This is a genomic window from Paenibacillus sp. 32O-W, from assembly GCF_007679495.1.
GTDB classification, from domain to species: domain Bacteria; phylum Bacillota; class Bacilli; order Paenibacillales; family NBRC-103111; genus Paenibacillus_L; species Paenibacillus_L residui.
The window spans coordinates 1-20,686 of the sequence record NZ_VEGP01000066.1 but is presented as its reverse complement, the minus strand read 5'-3'; the positions used below and the strand labels follow the sequence as shown (position 1 = coordinate 20,686).

Here is a 20,686-nt window from a genome sequence, read left to right as displayed (position 1 = left end):
CTTTTGTGCCGGACCGGATGCTCTTACTGACCTTCTGACTGTTATCCCATTGAATCAGTACCTTTTGTGCGAATAGTTCTCCTTCCCGCCCTTCTGACAGCTATCCCTTTGACTCAGTTTCTTTTGTGCCGGACCGGATGCTCTTACTGACCTTCTGACTGTTATCCCATTGAATCAGTACCTTTTGTGCGAATAGTTGCCCTTCTCCGTTCTTTTGGCTGTTATCCCTTTGCCTCAGTTTCTTTTGTGCCGGACCGGATGCTCTTACTGACCTTCTGACTGTTATCCCATTGAATCAGTACTTTTCAGCTCGGACCTACAATCTCTTTCTTCTTCCTTCTGACTGTTATCCCTTAGGCTCAGTGTCTTTCTGGGACAAGATTCCGGCGTAAATGATTTTTAAAATTAGGCAAATAGGGTCGAAGCTTATTATCTCGGTTGACCGCTGAGAATCTCGGCAATTGCGCCTTTCTGAGTAAAGGGGATAACAGTCCAAAACATCGACCGGGAGGATATTGAATGAAAGTCGGAAGTGAATTTTTGTTTCTTCAATGCCCAAATCACTATGTATTTTTTCAGCTAAATAGAGTATGCAAAATCACCGGAAACATTAATTCGGGCTCATCCGTAGTAATCATCCCCCTCCCCGGCAAAGCGTGCTCTACCTTGAAAATCCGTCTATTATTCATTTTCTGATGGTGCCGTGCAAGCGGAATGGCCGTCTAACTAGAAAAAGGAGCCGCTTATAAAACGGCTCCCTCATACTAATCTTAGGCAAACAATCAGCTCTCGTAATCTACTGCAACGGAGGATTCCCTCACGTTGTTCATATGCCGGATGACTTCCTGGTGGACAGGATGTACCTGGTACGCCTGCAGATCGTCAAGAGTGTCGAACTTAGTAATCAAGGCGATATCATACGATCTCTCGGTATGGAGAACGTCCACACCAACTTCAATGTAGCGCAGCTGCGGGATTTTTCCTTCCATATTTCTTAAGACGTTAACTGTTTCGGATACTACCGCTTCTGATCTTTCCTTCAATTTAAAAAATACAATGTGGGTAATCATAACCGATGGCTCCTTCTCAAAATATAGTTAATTTCATCGTGCTGCTTCAACCCGTAAACCGAAGCTGCACGACGAAGCTTAAACTCTTGGCGATCAGCCCCAGCCGCGAAGCCGGAAAATATAGCGGAAGGTTATCAGGAAATGACCTGACGATGAGACCATTCCTCCACATTCCAGACCTTCGTAATCCAATTCTCATAGAAGTCCGGCTCATGACAGACTAACAGAACCGTGCCTTTGTATTCCTTGAGGGCTCTTTGCAGCTCCGCCTTGGCCACTACATCAAGGTGGTTGGTCGGCTCATCGAAGAGGATCCAGTTGCTCTCCCGCATGAACAATTTGCACAAGCGGACCTTAGCCTGCTCTCCTCCGCTAAGCATATTTAATGGCCGGGTAATATGCTCGTTCTTCAGACCGCACCGTGCAAGGGCTGCCCGAACCTCGTGCTGGTTCATATGCGAGAATTCGTTCCACACATCGTCGATCGGCGTTAGATTGCCCGGCTTCACTTCCTGCTCGAAATAAGCCGGATACAGATAGTCTCCGGTGAAGGTCCTGCCGGATAACGGCTCGATCTTGCCAAGAATGGTCTTGAGAAGCGTCGACTTTCCTACCCCGTTGCTGCCGACAATCGCGATCTTGTCTCCGCGCTCGATGGTCACATTCAGCTTCGGCAGCAAAGGACGGGTATAGCCAATTTCCAGATCCTCCGCTTCGAAGACGATTCTTCCACTGGCCCTCGATTCCTTGATCGTGAAAACCGGCTTCGCCGCCTCCTCGGGACGGTCAATCTTCTCCAATCGGTCAAGCTGCTTCTGCCGGCTCTTCGCCCTGCCTGAGGTGGAGTATCTAGCCTTATTCCTTTGGATGAAATCCTCCTGCTTTTTAATAAACTCCTGCTGCTTTTCGTAGGCTTCGATATGCTGGCTCTTATTGATATCCGCCATCGTCAGAAATTTCTCATAGTTGGCCGAATACCGGGTTAATTTCGCGAACTCCAGATGGTAAATCACATTAACGACCTTATTCATAAATTCCGTATCATGGGAAATGAGGATAAACGCATACGGGTATTCCTGTAAATAGGACGTTAACCACTCAATATGACCGACATCCAAATAGTTGGTCGGCTCGTCCAGCAGCAGCACCGTCGGCTGCTCCAGAAGCAGCTTGGCCAGAAGCACCTTCGTTCTTTGACCTCCGCTCAGGCTGGCGACATCCCGGTCGAGTCCGATCGCGTCCAGGCCAAGGCCGTTTGCGGTCTCCTCGATTTTCACATCAAGCATATAAAATCCGCTATGATCCAGTCTTTCCTGAATTTCCCCCATCTGCTCAAGCAAGGTTTCCAGCTCTTCAGGTGAAGCATCGGCCATCTTCTCGGTAATGGCCATCATCTCTTTCTCCTGCTCGTATAGGGGAAGGAAAGCTTCTTTCAATACATCGCGGACCGTCTTGCCCGGCTGCAGATTGGTATGCTGATCCAAATAACCGTAACGGACATTCGGAGTCCACTCCGCCTTGCCCGTATCCTTCAGAAGCTGACCCGTTAATATATTCATTAACGTCGACTTCCCGACCCCGTTGGCACCGACCAATCCGACGTGCTCACCCGCCAGCAGCCGGAACGAAACGTTCTTGAACAACATCCGGTCGCCAAAACTATGACTTAAATCTTCAACTGTCAAAAGGCTCATACTCTATTCCAAATCTCCTGTCTATTCCTAATCATCGGTCTAACCCGTCGGTTTATTATAACACCAACTGAATCGGACAGGAAAGACGGCAGATTTTTTACAATAGGAATCTTTATATTTTACAGTAATTCCTACTGTCACAAAAAGCTTCTACTAATGCCGGGCGTCTTCAGTTCCTGGACTCCCTGCAAAGTACTGTATAAACCTTTATCGAAGTAAAGTCATGAAGAGCGACCGCGTTTAGAGGAAGGTTTAGACGCCGACTCTGTTGGAGTGCGGACGGAATAAGCTTCGAAGGTTACGTAACGTGGGGTATTGATATGGCCCCAGTTTTATGACGGATTTTTAAAGATCATCTCCACGGTGGCGATCTTGATTCGGTCCTCTGCCTGCACTGCATATTTCCGATAGGGAATAAGCCGTTCTTCATTTAAGTAGCTGCCGTTCTTCGAGCCCAAATCCTGAACAAAATAGCCCTCCTGCTCCTCGCTGCGGCTGATTTCCAGATGAATTCTGGAGACCCCGATCGTATCCTCCACGTAATGGACCGCTTCCTGGCTTCTCCCTATTCGGAAGACATCGTCTGAAATCGGCACCTTCTCGGTCTCGTCCTCTCTTTTCACCTCAAGATAAGGTCTGGCCGGGCCCGAAATCGCTTCAATGCCTTCCGGCGTAAGCAGTACCGTCGCATCCTGCGGTACAAGCAATGTTGTTTGTTCAGTCAGAGTCGAAGAATGATTCGAGACAGCGGCCGTATTTCCTCCCGGACTTACGTTCGAAAACGTAAGCTCCTCCCGTTCCGCTCCCATCCCCGAAGAAGCCCGAGGCTCCCAATGGCTCTCTTTGGATAAGGTCCGCGAGAACCCAGGTACAGCCGGCTCTAATGCGGTTGCACGGAAAGACTCCATGATATCGGCTGCACTCTCCGAGCCCACTTTTGCATCCTTGCCTTCCTGTTGTTTATTCGATCGGAAAGTTAAGGAGAGCCTGCCCATTTTATGTAAAATATAAATTCCGTCCACCAGCAGCAGGCTGGTCCCCAGTCCGATATACAGCAATCCTTCGGACGGTTCCGTCCAATAGAAGGCCCAGACCGCTATCAAAAAGACCGTACCAAGCAGGACAATCAGCTTGCCGGACGACGTGGATAAAGTGCGCTCCGTTCCGAAGTTCAGATCGTCTTCGGGCACAACAGGGCTATCAATTTTCCTGTTTTCCGTTATTTGTGGAGCCGGGAGCTCGATTTCATTCGGCTTTGATTCCTGTAGCAGCTGTCGTTCCATGGCTTCGAGCAGAACGGACTTCAACTCCATCAAGCTGAATCGCCCGCCGCTAAGCAGCATTTGCAGCTTGCGCCAATTTTCGCTCTGCTCCACGTATGTATGCTTCGCTAAATAATCTGCCAAGCGGACCAAGTCCTCTTGCGCACTCCCTTTACCGGATAATTGCTTAAGCGGCAGATAAAGCAAATGAATGTCATCATGCCGCTGCCCGATATAGATAAACTCTTCCTTAAGTACGTAGCGGTCTTCGCTAAGCATATAGATTTTGCAATCGTCCAAAGCCGCAACCAACGTATACAGAAACGTATAGAACTGCTGTTCAGAAAGTCTGGATTGCTTAACTGCCTCCGAAAGCGGAATGAATGAGGTGGTTTCATATCTTAACCGGATCTTTCGATTCTGTTCTTCAAATTCTATTGGAAGCTGCCGGGGAACGGTATAGGTTTCCAGCATTTTGTGCTCTAACAGGACAACATCATCAGGTGTCAACGGCGGTTCCCCGGATAAAACCAGATAACAGCCATGCTGTCTGTCCATTTCACATTTTAAACCATACAGCAAGGTAGTCATGATTCACTTCCTTTCTATCCTATAGGTTAAATACCTCATACAGTGCTGTTAAATAACCCGGAAATGCGGCATAGAGAAAAGGATATCGAATAACGTCTTTGCCTGTAAACCTGACTGCTTTCCGGTTTTTCAGGATAATAAAATCCATGATCCGAAAACCGAGACCGGCTGCCTTGGCCGCCCACTGCTTGCGGACCAGCAGGATGACCACACCGATAATTCCGGCGTAGAATAGGGAATAAAAGAGGAAATAACAGACAAACTCCGCACCCGTTAGTGCACCTATAGCCGCAAAAAGCTTGACATCCCCCGCCCCGATTGCCTTGAGCAGGTAAAGCAAAAACATTAAAGCAAAACCGGCACCCATTCCAGATAAAGAGTAGAGAAAGCCGGACCAGCCGTCCGACCAGCTAAAGTAACCGAATCCCGCGGTCAAACCTATCAGCACGATGGAATTCGATATTTTATGCCGCGTCGCATCTGTATAGAAGGAAGCGGCCATAAGTATGGAAGCAACTGACCATGGTACCATTGACTTCCCCCTTTCCACGATTGCCGGGGCCCTGTCCTCAGGCCCCGGTCCATATTCTCTCGTAAGCTCTTTTGCGTAAATACACCGTTTTATTAACGAAGGGAATGGGCAGCTTGAAGGCTACTTCCGCTTCAATCCCCAAATAAGCCTTAGACGGATCTCCTAGAGTCGGAAACTTCATATCCGTAATGCGGAAGCGGTCCGGTTTAATAACGGACTGATTAACATGGTGCAGAACAATCGGCTTAAAAGCTTCGTAGATAAGGGGGGCTATAGTATTGTTGTAATATTGATGATAGGCTTCCCTGCCCATCTCTTCCCCCTTCTCTCTCATCGTCTGTTCCCACTGCATCCACTTTACGATGGATTCAGGCAAGAAAGCGGCGTAGTCTTCCACCCACTCCTCCGCCTGAACGAGTTTATCCCTTGCCTGACCGATCTTCTCCACCAAATCACGCCACACAGCAGCGGCCTTGGTTCCCGCAGCCTTATCCCTGGCCTCCACATACAGCAGTTCTACCGGATACATGTAGGCAGCCATTTGTTTAGTAGATTCGGTAACTGCAGTTTTCAACGATAGCTCGAGAATGGAAAGCTGGACAAACATATTTAACGCTAATGCGAACACCAGAAAGACAGGCATGACAATCGCCGCTTCCAAGGCTATTCCGCCTTCCTGACAATGGGTCAGCCTCCGAATAAATGCTTTAATAGGACATCACCGCTGTCTTTGTTATTTGGCATCGGTTATTTTTATTGCCGCAATCCAGCAAGCCAAGATCACTCATTAACCTCATGGCTGCCGGCATAAACCAGATTCGAACGGTTGAAGAAGTGGTTGCCTGCAAATAAGTCGTTCTTTCTGTCAGATCCTTCCCCGTGTTCAACTCGATTAAAGCCTGCATGCGAGACATCATTTTACTGTCATTGCTATGGAGCAGCATAAAAAGCCTAAGTAAATCTTTATAATAGACGGTTAATGACTTCACCTTCTTTAGTACGGGCACCGCCTCACCCTTCACCAGCTTCTGCATATCCTGCACTGCCTCAATGGCCGCCTGGGCAGCTACGACAGTAAATAAAAGCAGGGGAGATCCGATATTTAAAACACTCTTCTTCGGATCCATAAGTCCTTCGACAATATGGACCGCCATAAAAAATACAAACATCTCGCCATATGCTGCGGAATAATTGGACGCACAGGAATTCATTCCATAGAGAATATACTCCGCTTCCTGATCTGCAAGAGGGTGATCCAACGGCTTAGACGGCACATGAGAAGCCGGCGGCACCCCGCCTTTACCCGCTTCCAGCTTGGCTGTCCGATAACTGAATTTCGTTAATGCATACTCGTTCATATAGATCTCATCACGTATTCCGGTAAGCACATTCGAAATCCGTTCCGAGAAGCTTACAGCCTGCTTGATCGCTTGATCCGGGCGATCGGCCGCGTACACCTCAGACATCTCCGGGGGTTGATCGGAATTATATTGATAATATTTAGAATACAGCCCCGGGTTCCCGTTCGAATCCCCTTCGAGCCTCTGATATAACGCTGTATAAGGGTCCTGGCTGCCCCACATGCCGCACTGGCCCAACATAGAATTCAATTCCTTGAGAGCATCCCCGAGCTTCTGTTTATGTTCCTTATCGCTAACCTCCAACTGATTCATCCGCTCCTGACGTTCCCGTTCTTTCTCTCCCTGCTCACTTTCAAATCGGACAAGCAGCTCTTGCATCTTCTCCAACTGTCTGGAGATTTCTCCGTAGTCATCCCCGATGAAAAAAACAGTAGATTGCCATTTTTCCTTCAGCCAGGAGAACTGCGCCAGGCTTTTGGCTGACTCTGTTTTGTAAATAGAGAAGTATTCGAGGGAGTACACCGGAATTTTGTCCAGCACGTCATAGCCCTGGAATGAGTCGTTGTCCAGGCTGCTCTTCAGCTTTTCCTTTTCCGCGCGGAGCTCCTCATTTAATACTCTGGCATTCTCTACCTTCTCCAACAAGCGCTCATGCTGCTCGGCAAATCCGGCGTAATCCTCCTCAAGCGACGCTTGGGAAGATGCCAATAGAGCAGTATAGGCCAAAATATCCTTCAAGAGCTCCTCCAGTTCATATTTTCGTTGTAAAAACTCGGAAATTTGCCGCTGAGTTTCGGAAATGGATATCTTCGTAGATTGCAAGGATTGATAGAGCGAATTTATTGCCTCGGCGTTCCCTTCGGGATTCATCAGTAATAAGGCGATAGTGCTGCCAAGCGAATCCGCAGATTGCTGCAAAGAATCCAAAGCTTCCTCGGCCTTCTCCAACCCTTCCTCCACCTCGTGAATCGAATGTCTGACACTATCCGCTGTATTTAGACCAATGCGGTCCGCCCGTTCGTGAAGCTCGCCCAAAGTGCCGCTGTACTTCAGATGCAGCCGTTTGCCCCTATCGATGAAGTCCTGTGCGGCTTCCCATGCCTCCTCCAATGCTTCATTCCATGGCTTTATTTTTTCCTCCAGTATATTTGCATGCTCGTGGAATTTAGCGGCTTGCGCTAACTGCTTGGTCAAGCCGGAGTTTTTGAACCGGTCGAGAAGCTCCATCGTAAATTCAATCGGGGCCTGATACTTCATATCTTCCAGCATCTGCTGCCGAAACACGACATGATTGGCTAGTGTAAATAGAGGCCGTATATAACTGTCCTCCGGCTCGGAGCGGATATCCAAATAATTGAAAATAGAATCTTCGCTGGAAGCCGTCAAATTGTGATCCAGGACGGTTTGAAATACTTGCCTGCTTTCTTCCTCATTGCCCTCAATTCCGAATAATCCGTAGGATTGCAGCTCTCGATCAAAGCGGGAAAACATCGAGCGGTTGGCGGCCCAAAGAGCGGCCTCCGTCTCTCTTTCCGCAAGCTTAACCCGGACAAAATCGATCAGAACGGCATGGAACAGAAAAATTGGTACGATGATCACGATCAAATAGACGGAAACAGACCCGTCACTGGTACGTAGAAACCGCTTCAGCTTCATTCCATTCCTCCATCCTTCAGTTATGGACGATCACAACGATGCCATTCCGTTCCAGTTCTCTTCTGAGCGATGGAGTGAGGGCTGTCTTTCCAGTCTTGACATGCCGGAAAAAATGCCACACTACCCCCTTCACTTCTCCCCTTTTCATAAGTTCGACATCCTTTTTTATTTGATCCTTAACATTTTTGGAGTTGATTGTATACTTCGCTTCATGAGCAACGCCATCCCGGTCTAGTGCATCTATTATCCTATACTGGCCCACCGTATGAGTTTCGATTTCTACCGACTTCCCATTGACGAAATTCCGTAAATATTCACTTGCTTCTTTTTCTGAGCGAATGATTACTTCCGGCGGGTCTGAAACACTCTCAAGCCATGTTTTCTTCACATCTGTTGCAGGAGCTTTACCCTTAATCCTGCTTAGATAGGACTTGGTTAAAACTACCGCGCGAATCCATTCCACGGGATCCGTCACTTGTGCGACCGACTCTCCCGCCGCCTGGTCCATGGCAAACCAGTCTTGAACTAAAGAAGGAATACCCAAAAACTGGTTAAGCTTGATCTGCACGGTGCGGTCGAGACCGTGGTTCGAATAGCTTAACTGACCCTCCAAGGAGACGGGAAGTTGTTGAGCCGCCTGTAAAAGCTTCTTATTCGGGCCGGACCCGGAAGGCTGCGTTCCTGATTGAGGCAGCTCGACGACTGCCGGATTACCCAATCCGATGATTCCCAGCAAGTCTGACGCCTGATCGTTAAAAACTCTCCAGTACAGCCCGTCATTCTTGTCCAAGGGGTATGATCCGGTCACCGGATCTTTATACGAATTGTCCCAATGAGCCGCCGTTCGATCCGCACTGACTGCCGCCGTATGGAACAATACCGCCTTCTGGTACATAAACAGCGCGAAGAACAGAATGGCGATCGTGCATAGAAAGATGACCGGAAGCACTAAAGAAGCCTCTATAGTAAAGCTTCCGGCCTCACTCAGGCAGAAACGCCGCAGCCTTCTCCCTTGCGTTACGTTCCGCATCGGCTTATTTTCCTTTAGGCATGATATTGCCCGTATCATCACCAGTGTGGACATTAATTTCTTTATCCGCTTTGTTAAACAAGCCTTCCACCCACTGAAAAATCCACTTCCTGAAAGCTACTGCCACAATGACGATCACCGCCAGAATCAATAAAATCTCAAGCGTTCCTAACCCTTCCTCATCCTGCCAAAAACGAATAATAGCTTGCTTCAGGTTCCGCATAGTTTTTCCTCCAATTTTCTATTTTCATACTGAGTTTTGCAAATATCGACTTCACTTCTGTTAGGCCGTTATTGAAAGGCATGGCCGGTTCGGTCTCATCCGTGATTCCGCACCTAGCCCATGATTAATATGGCAGGAGTGGCAACGATGACCATGACTATTCCGAAAGTAATGACCATCGGAAACACAAGCTTGGAAGAAGCTTCCTCGCCCATAGTTCTTGCCAGCGCTTTGCGCTTCTCCCAAAGGTTTCTCGTCAATTCTCTTAGGGCAACAACAAAGTCGTCTCCGCCTCTTCGATAATTAAGCAGCACAGTAGTCGTAAATAACGATATTTCGGGAAGAGCGCACCGCTTGCTCAATTCCTCCATTGCCCTGGCAAAAGAACGGTTATTCTTTAATTCGTTGGACATGATCGATAATTCCCGGAAGAGCGGAGATAATTCCTCTTCCCGGCGGGAATCCACACAGCGGATGATAGCCGCCTGCACGGTCTCCCCGGCGTTGACCAGCAAGGTGAGCTTATTTAGAAATTCCGGAAGCTCAATAAGCATGCTTCTCTTCTGCAGCCTTATTCGCTTACTTAAACCGCGCACTTCTATCCAAGGCGCCAATACAGCAAGCAGCAGTCCGCACAGCGAAACCGATAACCATTCTCCCGTTACAGCAGCCAGCAAGAGCGTCAGCATAAATACCAGTATTCCGCTCGTAATCATCCTTGCGATGAATTGTTTGGTCATTTCCATCGTCGCTCTCCGCCCATAGCAGGAGACCATCATTAAATGCAGCTTGGTGACGAAGGCGGGCATCCTTTCCATCAGTCCCGATTTGGTCACCACTTTCATCGCAAGAGGCATTAGCCATTTGTTTATTGAAGAGTTGCTGGGTGTCTCCTCCAAATTCATCTCCCCTAAACCTTGATATCCATTATTTTTTTGACAAGCCAGTGACAGCCTAACAGCAGCACTAAACATAGCGTCATAATAAGCGGTCCGGCCAAACCCGAATATAGCGGAGCCATATAATCCGGCGAGCTGATCGTCAGCAAACCGATGACAGCCAACGGGGCAGCGCTCAGAATCGCCGATTCGAACTTCTTTTGCGCGATCAGCACCGCTATTTCTTGCTGAATTTCGATTTTCTCACCGATTATGTTCGCGGTTCTGCGGACGACTTCGATTAAATTTCCTCCCGATCTTTTACAGGTAACGAAAACGTCTACGAAATTGTGAATATCTTCGAGATCGGCTCTTTCATCAAATTCCCTCAGCACGGCTTCAATCGTCTCGCCGTTCTGGATTTTTCTGTTCATCCGATCGAACTCCGCAATAATATAGGTATTAGGATTGGAATACAGGGTTTTTAAATCGTTAACCGCCTCCGCCAAACCGCTTTCCACCGATTTTCCGGCTGTTAGCGATGAGGACAATGAAAATAGGGCCTGCCGGAATTGATCATTAAGCTCCGCTTTGCGTTTAATCATCTTTTTCCTCGATATCCATTTCGGATAGAATAATCCGAGTGCCGCCATAATGAGAGAGATTAACGGCTGCTTGTAAAAAAGATATCCGACAGCATAAAGACTCCCGCTTGCTACGACAACCGCCATAACCCTCTCTTGTACGGATAACCGGTACACCGAGTAATCTATGACCGTTTCCGCCCTCGACACTTTGATCTGAGATATGTCCCCCTGTTTGGACTTGCGGGTGCGCTCCAACAAAGAGAGCAGTCCCCATACGAACAATCCTATCCCTGCGGCACAGGCTATGATGATGATCGTTCACACCACCTTCTTCTTAAAATCCTGCTGCGTGCAGCTTATCCGTTCGGGTAAGCTTATGCTCCGTAGGCTGCAGCTTGCCTATGATCTTGCCCTGCTGCGTGCCTTCTTCCCGAAAAATAAACAGCGGCTGCAAGTGCACCTCCCCTCCCCGCATTCCGATTACCTCCGATATTTCCGTCACCCGCCTGGATTTATCGCGCAATCGGGTCAAGTGAATCATGATATCAATGGCCGAAGCGATCTGCTTCCGTACAACATCTAGCGGCAGCTCCGCCCCGCTCAGCACCATCGTTTCCAAACGGCTGATCATATCGGCGGTGGAATTGGAATGGCCGGTAGAGATCGAGCCTTCATGCCCGGTGTTCATCGCTTGCAGCATGTCCAGAGCTTCCGCCCCCCGTACTTCTCCCACAATGATCCGGTTAGGCCTCATGCGGAGGGATGCCCGAATCAAGTCGCGAATCGTAATTTCACCCTTGCCTTCGGTATTCGCGTTTCTCGTTTCCAAGCTTACCAGGTTAGGCACATTCCTTATTTGCAGCTCTGCCGAATCCTCTATCGTAATAATCCGTTCATCGGCAGGGATAAAATCAGACAGGGCATTCAGGAAGGTCGTCTTGCCCGAACCTGTTCCTCCCCCTATGAAAATGTTGTATTTCGCTTTGACGAGCTGCTCCAGCAAACCAGCCGCCTCTTCGGTCAAAGCCTCCTTGTCAACCAGTTCCTTCATGGACATGGGCTTGTCGGGAAATTTCCGGATGGTCATCGTCGGTCCTTTCAGCGCAATGGGCGGCAGAACGACATTGACCCGCGACCCGTCCGCCAATCTCGCATCTACGATAGGAGACGCTTCATTCACGACACGATTTACTTTGGAAACGATAGACTGAATGATATCCTCCAGCTTCTGAGGATCCTCGAACACTGTAGGATAAGGGAGGACCTCTCCCGCCCTTTCGATAAAGATCTCTTGATGGCTGTTTATCATGATTTCCGAGATGGAACGGTCATCAATCAGGGGCTGCAGGACATCCAATCCGCGAAACGAATGAAATAATCGTCTGACAGCGTAAGCCTTCTGCCGTGCTGTCCAGCCGGTGCAGCTCTCGGAGGAGAAGACTTCCTCTTCAATCATTTCCATTAATTCATCATCCGATTTGGCCTCCGAATAATCCAATTGTTCAGCGATAGACAGACGGAGCTTCCGAATCAGTTCCTCCTCGATCAGCAGGTCATCTCCTCCCCTCTTGCTTCCGGCGCCAGCTTCGTCAACCATCTCATCAATTGAACGCGATAGCTGTTGTCCGCAAACAACTGAGAGGCGGAGTGCAGGCTGCTCCAATCCGGAACGAACGGCAAATGCCCGAATAATGGAAATCCAAAGCCGCCGATGTCGTTAACCAGACTTCCCGTATATTTGTTAAGAATGAACAAAACCTCGGGCAGCTTCCCTTCTGTTACCGATTTGCCGGCTCCCAACCGAAAACGCTCATACACCTGCTTAGTTTTCGTTAAATGATTGAGCTCATCTTCAATCAGCCACAAAATTCGATCGCTCGCCATCAGGCTTGCCATAGCCCTTGTGTGCATGGCGGAATCTCCATCAATAATGACGTAATCGTAATCCGATTGCTTCAGAAACCAGAGTAGCCTCTGCGTGTCCTGTTCCGTCATGCCTTCCATCTCTTCCATGCTCTCGCAAGGATCCAGATATTCCACCTTGCTTACAGGATCAATACTTTTATACTGCTCCAGCTTGGATTGAATGTAAGGAGACTCCGCCTGCAAATAATAGAGCATCCGTTCGAACGAACGCTTCTCCGGCTGCCGGGGAAAGTATGGAATGGAGCGAACTGTCTCCAGACTCAAATAGAATACTTTGGAGCCCTGAAATGCCAGAGTCGCGGCCAAATGGACAGCCAAAGCGGTCTTGCCGCCGCCCCCGACAGCGGAATAAACCGAAATCAAGCTCGGTTCGGCTTCCTCGCCGCCGGTCAACCGCCACGGATTGGGCCGTTCCATCATGATCGCTGTTAACTGTGAAAACAGTTGATTAAGCGGCTGAAACCGATAAATCTTCAGCTCGGCATTATCCGCCGTAACCGGTTCGTCTACGAGGCCGGCTACCGGTATTGCGGACGGTATTTGTTCGGGCAAGAGGTCCGAACCGGCCAGAATCAGATCAAAGCTGTCCGGCTCCTCCAGCATGCCGGGTTCTGTAAAGATTTTAACGATCATCTTGGTCCTGTATTCCGATGTTCGTACATAGTTAAGCAGCATATTAGTATAAGCGAGATCGTTATCCAGAATTGCAATTCGTCTTTTCTCCATATTTCTTCCTCCTTCCCGCTTTACTACGACAGTAATCCGGCCATTTGCAGCGCCCCGCCGGCGATCAGCAAGAGAGACAACACAGCAATCCCGACCGCTAATCTCATCTCTTTTCCGATTATTCATCTCTCCCTTCCAACAAAAAAAGAAGCACCACAAAGCAAAATCAATTTGCTCTGCGGTGCTTCCGCTTGAAAATGAAATCTATTAGAATTATACCATAAAATGATAACTATTCAATATATTTACATAAATTTATTTAAACCATTTGACCAGCCATTTGCCGAGCTTTCGTTCGCTCCTGTCTCCTGGATGGCAGATAGCGGATACAAGAGACCCGCAATGCTGCCTTAACGAATCAAGTATACCCGGATGATCCTGTGCTATCCTCCCCTTCCAGTGAGAGTCCAGAAGATGTTTCCCCGCATAAGCGGGAAGACAAACCGGCTGCCGCGGAAACGTGCCCAACCACTCTCTTCGGCCTGAGAAAGACTCATCACGATTGGCAATCCAATGGACTTCTTTATTCGAAAGGCCGCTTATGAAGCGAAGGGAAGCCTGGGTTTGCGGCATATTTAATTTGGAAGGATAAGGGTCTGCGACAATGATCACATGATCGGCCTCCCTGCACATTTCTTGAACCGTAGGGTCGCCCCACTGGCTGGAAACATCGAGGAGGACAGCCGGATAGTCCAGTAAGTACAGCAGCCGGAAATAGTGATCCGCCGTCCACACTCTCTCCGACATACGCTCTGGAGGAAGCGGCAGCCACTCGGTGTATCCGTCCTGCCAGCGCATTCCGGTCGAGCGTTCGGTCATGAAGTCCTGCTGTGTGTAGTAACGATATTCCTGCGGTGCATTTCGCTCTCCGAACAGAAGGGAATGAAGCTCGGGCGAATTGCCCGAGTGCTCAATAAGAGCGTGGGGAATCTTGCTGTCGTGCAGCAGTCGGGCCAGAGAAACCGCGACGAAGGTGGCTCCGGCACCGGGATAAAGTCCCCCGATAACGACAAGCTTACGCTTGTCGGGATGCTTGTCGCCCGGCGAATGACCGTTCATCGGCCGCTGGTTATCCGGAAGCTCCATCCCTTCCTGAAGCAGACGCTTAACCTCTAACGCGGTTTGAATTCGTTCGTCAGGCTGGTCTGCCAGCAGCCGAAACATGACATGCGTCAATGATGCGGGCAAATTCTTGGGCAGTTCCCTCACCGCGCGGTCGCGGGCATCGATGCTGTAATACTTTCCCCCGCTCAGCAGATAGTACATCATCGCACCCAGCGTATATAAATCCGTCCTCTCGTCTGTCTGGCGATTCAAAAACTGCTCCGGTGCAGCAAATCCAATCGTGCCAAGCTGAATCGTATCGGCCGTACGCTCGGCATTATATTTGCGGGCAATGCCAAAGTCAATCAAGCGAACGTTATTCTGCTCATCGATCATTACATTGCTGGGCTTCAAATCACGGTATATGATGGGGCGTGGCTTAAAATGATGCAAATAATCGAACAGCTCGCAAAGCTGAACCGCATATTTGATCACATCGTTATAGGGCAGAGCTCCCACTCGCTGAAATCTCTGCTGAAGGGTTTCCCCATGAATATAATCGGTCACCAAATAGCTTAAGCCTTCCTCATTCGGCGGGAAAAAATCGACGATCTTGGGTAAAAACGGGTGGTCTAAACGGATTAGCAGGGCCGCTTCCTCATGAAACAGCTTCTTATGCCCGGAATGCTTCCGCGATTCCTTGACAGCCCAGCGTTTGCCCGGAAGCTTCGTGTCTTCCGCCAAGTAAACGTTGCTCATCCCCCCTCTGCCGATGACGGACAGAATCCGATAACGCCCCGCCAATAATTGTCCGGTGAGCATGGGCTCGCACGTGTTCATTTTCTCCTCCTCCTTTCTGGCCGCAGTAAAAAAACAAACACCGCCCCTATGCTTGCTAAAGCATAAGGACGGTGCTTCCGTCTCGAAATGAGCCTATATTTTCAAATAATATATCTTAATGGTAATAGGTTACTTTTTACTATAAAACAAACGGAAATTAATGTCAACTATCGTATTTAAAAATTGACCTGCCGGCGTTTAATTCAAATTATCACCTTGTTCATGCTAACAAAGGAGTTTTTATAGCCAATAATAATCCCGCGATGATCAACCCAACTATGAGAAAAGACATCACTTTCTTCAGTTTCATTAACTCCTTGGAAAATCAAAAAAGAACTTTCAAATTTGAAGGTTCTTTTTTCGATCAAACCATAATGAGTGCTTAGATTCCCATTTCCGCTAAACTAATTAGAGGTTTGAGAGATTGTAGTGCGATAAAGTGCAAAAGCACCTCAACGAAATCATTAGTTTACGAAAAACGTTGTGAACAGGGAGCATTTTCGCACCCTAATTATAAAAATAAAATGGATACAATCCCAAACATGTGGTGCGGATTTGCACCATATTCTAGTCTGGCATGGCAAAGCAGCTATGCAGAATCACCAATTTCAGAGGGCCGTTTCGTCAAGAACAGGTTGCGGTTTTGATCCCTTTTTATTATTTTATTTTTTATCGTGGTGAGCCATTCACTTGAATGGCTCACCACGATTAGTTTATCTACATCATTTTGCGAATCGCATGACACTCGTTCCTACATGCATCACTTACTAAAAATTTTAATAAGCAGAACCAGAAATAGTATAATAATCAGGTACCCAAGAATCCCTTTGACAAAACTGTCGCTGGTTCTATCCTTATTACTGCTTTTCTTCTTATTACTTTTATTGTTCAAGCTTACCACTCCCATACCAAATTTTTTTGGACGTAGTGATAAACTAATCGTGCTGGCCATATTCCACTGTATTGTACTACAAACAAAACGTGTTGTCACTTGATTTATTTTGACATTGATTAAATTTTGCTAACTGCAAGTGGTGATGTGTGATCAATGATTATTTACAGTTTATTATAAATCAAGAAGACTCACCGAGTTTTCCTCAATCATTTCGATGACTTTGGTCATTCCTTGTCGCAGCGCCAACTCTAATGGGGTCATTTCGAGCTGGTTCTTTGAGAGCAAGTCAATCTCGGGATGATCGAGCAGCATCTTTATAATATGGTGTTCCTCGTCGAAATTAATGACAAAATGCAGTGAAGTCATCGGCTCCCCTTCCTGAGCCCACCCCTTTTCATTCGGATCCATACCTTGCTCTAGTAAATATTGAACCATCTCCCTATATCGTGCACCAATCGCATTAAGTAACAATGTCGCACCATCCGAGCTCTTGACATGAAAATATAACACTTCTGCCGTTCCCACCTTGAATAAGGCATCGTTGCTGTCTACTGCGTTAGGATCGCCGCCCTTTTGAAGGAGAAGTCGATTCAACTTGCGATCTCTCCCCTGGGGATATCTGTATAGATGCCATCCTTCCAATACATCGTCCAGCATTTGATTGAGAACATTTTCGCCCATTCTTCCAATAAGTTTTCAACCTGGGAGAATTCATATTGAGAAGCGCCTTCAAGTAGCATGGAGACGATTGCTTCGCGCTTATTTGTATTTGGGTTGCTCTCACAGGCTGTCATTGCTACCGAGGATACAAGCAGCAATCCAATCACCAACTAACTCTTAACATTCACCTCCTTATGAAACATCGAGAAATTCCCCTAATCAAATATCTCCTTATATTGGTTCTTCTCATATCCTGTTATTTCGGCCATAACATCGGCCAAGGTTCTGCCTTCCTCCCGAATGTCGTCAATATAAAAGTCGGCCTTCACCCGCCCGTAGCGAAGAATGATGGCCCGGTCCAGCACATTTTCGATTTCATCAATAATATGAGTCGTCAGAAGGATCGTTTCGTCCCCTTTCAGGCTGGAAACCATCAGCTTCAAAAAATCCCGCCGGGTAAACATATCCTTGCCGAGAAAGGGCTCATCCATCAGAATGTACTTGGCCCCTTTGGAAAAACCGGCGCAGATCTCCAGCTTGGACTTCTGCCCTTTGGAAAACTTCTTGATCTGTCCGTGTCTTTCGATGTTAAAAAACTTCAAAAGCTTGTTGTACCGCACCCAATCGAATCGTGGATAAAAGTCGGCCAAAAACTGCCCGTACTCATAGGGAGTCAAATCAGGAAGGAAGCTTCCTTCTTCGGTAATAAAAGCCATCTTCTCATACTGCTGCGTGACCGGAAGCCCGTCTATCCGGATTTCACCGTTCTGAATGTCTCCAATTCCCATGATCGCTTTGAGCAGGGTTGTTTTGCCGCTGCCGTTCTCCCCTAATATGCCCACGATTTCTCCGCTAGGAATCGTTGCGCTTTCCCAATACAATCCGTAATGGCCTCCGGCATATAGCTTGGTAACGAACTTCATCTCAATCATGGCTCTCCCCCTGCCCGATGCGAACGTTATCGAAATTTCTGTATCTGACCTCATCATATCCGAATCCTCCGGTCGAAGGAGGCAAATTACGGACATGGATGACATCATCATTCATATCTGTCACCAGTTCACCCTTATAAACCAGCTTTGCATTCTCATAAACATAGATCATAAGATGCTTAGGACGTGCAATATCATAAGGTATTTGACTCTTTTCTTCACTGTCCCTCAACGTTTTAACTATATAAAGCTTGCCCTGTCGGTGGCTGATCAGAGTAGTGTCATAGAAACGGTCTATTTCCTCTCTCGGATAGCTCTCCTTAACCGTGTCGACCCACTTGACTCCGTCAGACAAATCAAAGCTCAGCATCGTAGTTTTCACTTCATCGGGCTCCGCAGGCCCTCTGCTGAATATCAGATTAATCACTTGCACATCATGATCGATAAAAGCTTCATAAGCGGCATAATGCGTCTCTTCCTTGGAATCAGACGGATCCTTTACATTTTCCCGCCCCCCGATTGCGATATCCTCCATTGTGACTTTGCCCAGATCTGCTCCACTATGGCTGTCGAACCCCCGAAGCGTCAGTTTGTTATCTTCGGACAGGATCAGCACCAATTTATCGCCGACCGCCTCCAATCCAAGCACTTCAACCTTGGGGGCCCCTTCTTTCCCATTGTTATCCAGATCGATAGCCACCAGCTCTCGAGCAGCTTTTTCAGCGGGACGCAGGAATCCTCCAACAGAAAAATCCGTAATCTCATATATCCCGTTCATTCCCGTATATCCACTTGTAGTGGGCACTGTAAAGTAGACTTTGTCACCAATTCTTGTAATCCCGTAATTGAGGTCATTCGCGAAGAAGTACTGCCTGGACGAAACATTAGTACTCCCAGCCCCCGTCGTTCCAGACCCGGCGTTCGTATTCGTCCCCGTGATCATTTCGGTATCCGTATAATCCATAATCATGTCGTTATTCGTGCTCTTGCTTGGATCGTGAAAGGCTAAACCTGTTTTTACATAGCCCGTACCTGTGATCATATGTTTAGGATTCCTTCTATCCTGATAGGTGATATCGAAATCATACTCACCCACAAATGAGGGTCTTGCCTCATGCTGAATACCATCAATGATTTTTGCTGCACCGACCGAATGTCTATGCGAGAATCCTCCCGAGTTTTTCTCATAAATCTCGGTAGCTGTTTCGACCTGACTTCCACGAATAGAAAAATGTGTCCGGTGATACCCGTCCCGCAGGTCCCCGCTAATCGTTACGCCGTCAAGAGCGGAGCGGTCGCCGTACAGGTCCTGCAAGTAAAATGTCCCCTCGTCCTTGGACAAATACAGCTTTGCAAACATTCCCCCAATCAGCGCTAAAGCGATAATGAGCAGCGGAATGGCTAAATGCTTCCTCAAGCGATCCAACATAATCTCCCCTTCCTACGCGATGGCGCCTTTTTGAATTAATCGAATACTGTGCCACATGAAAAAACCGCTTAAAGAAAGCAAGAGGATGCTGGGCAGGTAGAGATCGTGGTGGACGCCGTAATAAGCAGGCGGGGCTAACCGGTGATTAATGACATAAATCAATACCACAATAGCCGCCGCTACCGGAACAAATCCCCAATAACGCTTACTGCGCTCACACAAAACCGCATAGTAAATTCCGGTTAGAACGGTTATCCAAAGGCTGGCCGATGACAGCAGCCCGCTTATATTCATGGGGAGGATGATTCGTAAAAATTCGGAGCGGATGAAGGCCAGAAATAAGCCGTTCGCCATTAGAAATTGCCCCTCGTTCAAATGCTTCAGCTTGGAGGCGACCCAGCCGTATCCCAGCCACACGCTGAGGATCTGCGCCGCCAGCAGAATGGTAAGACCAATCGCAAAAGCCAGCAATTTGCTAAAATAAACTGTTTCCCGTCTTACCGGAAGAGTGAGTAAAGTATAGATGCTTTTGCTCCCCCAATAGTTGGCGTATACGGATTTCACAAAAAAAGCGAACAAGGCCGCCAAATAAATCAAAAAAACAATGACACAGCCGGATGAAACATATAAATCTTCAAACCGCTCATGAACGGAATAAATGGTCAAATCCCGGATGGCTGTGTTCAGGAACAACAGCGGCGATATAATGGTGCCTAGACAAAGCAGCAGCACCGCCCGGAGCATTGTTGAAAACTCATAATTCAATAATCGATAGAATCCTTTCATACTCCAACCCCCAGTTGTATTAATCGACTAGTACACTATAACCAAAATTAATCTTGTTCCCAAAGATCGCTGATGAGATCGATCACCTTCTTGAATGATAGGTCAATCTCTTTGGCCGAGGCAATAAATTCCCTGACCATCTGGCGGGTCAGCTCTTCTTCAATGGAGGCAGCGATGGCCGAATCCACGTAAATAATGCTGCCCTGATTGCCGCTTGTATGCACATAGCCTTCCTCTTCCATCAGTCGAAAGGCCTTCTGTACGGTATTGGGGTTAACATTAAGCTGTGCCGCCAATTCCCGCCTCGACGGCAGTTTGTCACCGGTGGCGGCTCTTTTCAGCAGGATTTGTCTCTTGACATACAAGGCAATCTGGATATATACAGGCTCTTTGTTATTGAGCTTTAGATCATGGAAATTCAGCACACGAGGCTCACCTGCCTTCTCTCTTATGTGTATTATGGGTATAGTACACATTATTGTCAATAGTAAAAAAAGCTTCTAACGAAGCCTCTTCGAAGACGAATAACCCGGTTTTAAAGGTAGCTTTTTATGCCAATTAGAA

Annotated in this window: 19 protein-coding genes; all 19 read right to left on the bottom strand. The window is 47.8% G+C overall.

Going from position 1 to position 20,686, the window contains the following annotated elements:
• Positions 1-782: 782 nt before the first annotated feature.
• The 19 genes from FS806_RS20660 to FS806_RS20575 all read right to left on the bottom strand — a co-directional run bounded on the left by FS806_RS20660 (position 783) and on the right by FS806_RS20575 (position 20,547).
• Positions 783-1,070, bottom strand: coding sequence for a Dabb family protein (locus FS806_RS20660; protein WP_144940404.1), 288 nt, complete (start codon positions 1,068-1,070; stop codon positions 783-785).
• 134 nt (positions 1,071-1,204) lie between these two features.
• Entirely contained in the window at positions 1,205-2,764 is a 1,560-nt protein-coding gene (locus FS806_RS20655) for an ABC-F family ATP-binding cassette domain-containing protein (RefSeq protein WP_144940402.1), read from the bottom strand.
• Between the two features lie 332 nt (positions 2,765-3,096).
• Positions 3,097-4,617 (bottom strand): DUF6382 domain-containing protein, encoded by a 1,521-nt coding sequence (locus FS806_RS20650; RefSeq protein ID WP_144940400.1) that lies wholly within the window; start codon positions 4,615-4,617, stop codon positions 3,097-3,099.
• A 19-nt stretch (positions 4,618-4,636) separates the two neighbouring features.
• Positions 4,637-5,149, bottom strand: coding sequence for an A24 family peptidase (locus FS806_RS20645; RefSeq protein WP_144940398.1), 513 nt, complete (start codon positions 5,147-5,149; stop codon positions 4,637-4,639).
• 37 nt (positions 5,150-5,186) lie between these two features.
• Positions 5,187-5,810 carry a hypothetical protein gene (locus tag FS806_RS20640; RefSeq protein WP_144940396.1) on the bottom strand — a complete coding sequence of 208 codons (624 nt, stop codon included), beginning with the start codon at positions 5,808-5,810 and terminating at the stop codon, positions 5,187-5,189.
• 46 nt (positions 5,811-5,856) lie between these two features.
• The gene (locus tag FS806_RS20635; protein WP_144940394.1) at positions 5,857-8,166 is read right to left on the bottom strand and encodes a DUF5702 domain-containing protein; all 2,310 of its coding nucleotides are present in this window, start codon (positions 8,164-8,166) and stop codon (positions 5,857-5,859) included.
• Between the two features lie 16 nt (positions 8,167-8,182).
• Entirely contained in the window at positions 8,183-9,196 is a 1,014-nt protein-coding gene (locus FS806_RS20630) for a TadE/TadG family type IV pilus assembly protein (protein ID WP_186328462.1), read from the bottom strand.
• Positions 9,197-9,200: 4 nt separating this feature from the next.
• On the bottom strand, positions 9,201-9,419 hold the full coding sequence (locus tag FS806_RS20625; protein ID WP_144940390.1) for a Flp1 family type IVb pilin: 219 nt from the start codon (positions 9,417-9,419) through the stop codon (positions 9,201-9,203).
• 113 nt (positions 9,420-9,532) lie between these two features.
• Positions 9,533-10,276, bottom strand: coding sequence for a type II secretion system F family protein (locus tag FS806_RS20620; RefSeq protein ID WP_260982194.1), 744 nt, complete (start codon positions 10,274-10,276; stop codon positions 9,533-9,535).
• 53 nt (positions 10,277-10,329) lie between these two features.
• Positions 10,330-11,166 carry a type II secretion system F family protein gene (locus FS806_RS20615; protein ID WP_260982193.1) on the bottom strand — a complete coding sequence of 279 codons (837 nt, stop codon included), beginning with the start codon at positions 11,164-11,166 and terminating at the stop codon, positions 10,330-10,332.
• Between the two features lie 52 nt (positions 11,167-11,218).
• Entirely contained in the window at positions 11,219-12,481 is a 1,263-nt protein-coding gene (locus FS806_RS20610; protein WP_144940387.1) for a TadA family conjugal transfer-associated ATPase, read from the bottom strand.
• The gene (locus tag FS806_RS20605; protein WP_186328461.1) at positions 12,430-13,536 is read right to left on the bottom strand and encodes an AAA family ATPase; all 1,107 of its coding nucleotides are present in this window, start codon (positions 13,534-13,536) and stop codon (positions 12,430-12,432) included. The genes FS806_RS20610 and FS806_RS20605 overlap by 52 nt, the downstream gene beginning before the upstream one ends.
• Before the next feature lie 255 nt (positions 13,537-13,791).
• Positions 13,792-15,420 carry a serine/threonine protein kinase gene (locus FS806_RS20600; protein ID WP_144940383.1) on the bottom strand — a complete coding sequence of 543 codons (1,629 nt, stop codon included), beginning with the start codon at positions 15,418-15,420 and terminating at the stop codon, positions 13,792-13,794.
• A gap of 1,066 nt (positions 15,421-16,486) precedes the next feature.
• Positions 16,487-16,909: an ankyrin repeat domain-containing protein gene (locus FS806_RS20595; protein ID WP_186328460.1), complete on the bottom strand. Its 423-nt coding sequence runs from the start codon at positions 16,907-16,909 to the stop codon at positions 16,487-16,489.
• Entirely contained in the window at positions 16,906-17,142 is a 237-nt protein-coding gene (locus tag FS806_RS25910) for a hypothetical protein (protein ID WP_186328459.1), read from the bottom strand. Before FS806_RS25910 ends, FS806_RS20595 begins: the two co-directional genes overlap by 4 nt.
• Positions 17,143-17,190: 48 nt before the next feature.
• Entirely contained in the window at positions 17,191-17,907 is a 717-nt protein-coding gene (locus FS806_RS20590) for an ATP-binding cassette domain-containing protein (RefSeq protein ID WP_144940379.1), read from the bottom strand.
• Positions 17,900-19,336: a hypothetical protein gene (locus FS806_RS20585; protein ID WP_144940378.1), complete on the bottom strand. Its 1,437-nt coding sequence runs from the start codon at positions 19,334-19,336 to the stop codon at positions 17,900-17,902. Before FS806_RS20585 ends, FS806_RS20590 begins: the two co-directional genes overlap by 8 nt.
• Positions 19,337-19,348: 12 nt before the next feature.
• The gene (locus FS806_RS20580) at positions 19,349-20,122 is read right to left on the bottom strand and encodes a hypothetical protein (protein ID WP_144940376.1); all 774 of its coding nucleotides are present in this window, start codon (positions 20,120-20,122) and stop codon (positions 19,349-19,351) included.
• A 47-nt stretch (positions 20,123-20,169) separates the two neighbouring features.
• A complete protein-coding gene (locus tag FS806_RS20575) occupies positions 20,170-20,547 on the bottom strand; it encodes a GntR family transcriptional regulator (protein ID WP_144940374.1) in 378 nt (125 codons plus the stop codon).
• Positions 20,548-20,686: the final 139 nt, after the last annotated feature.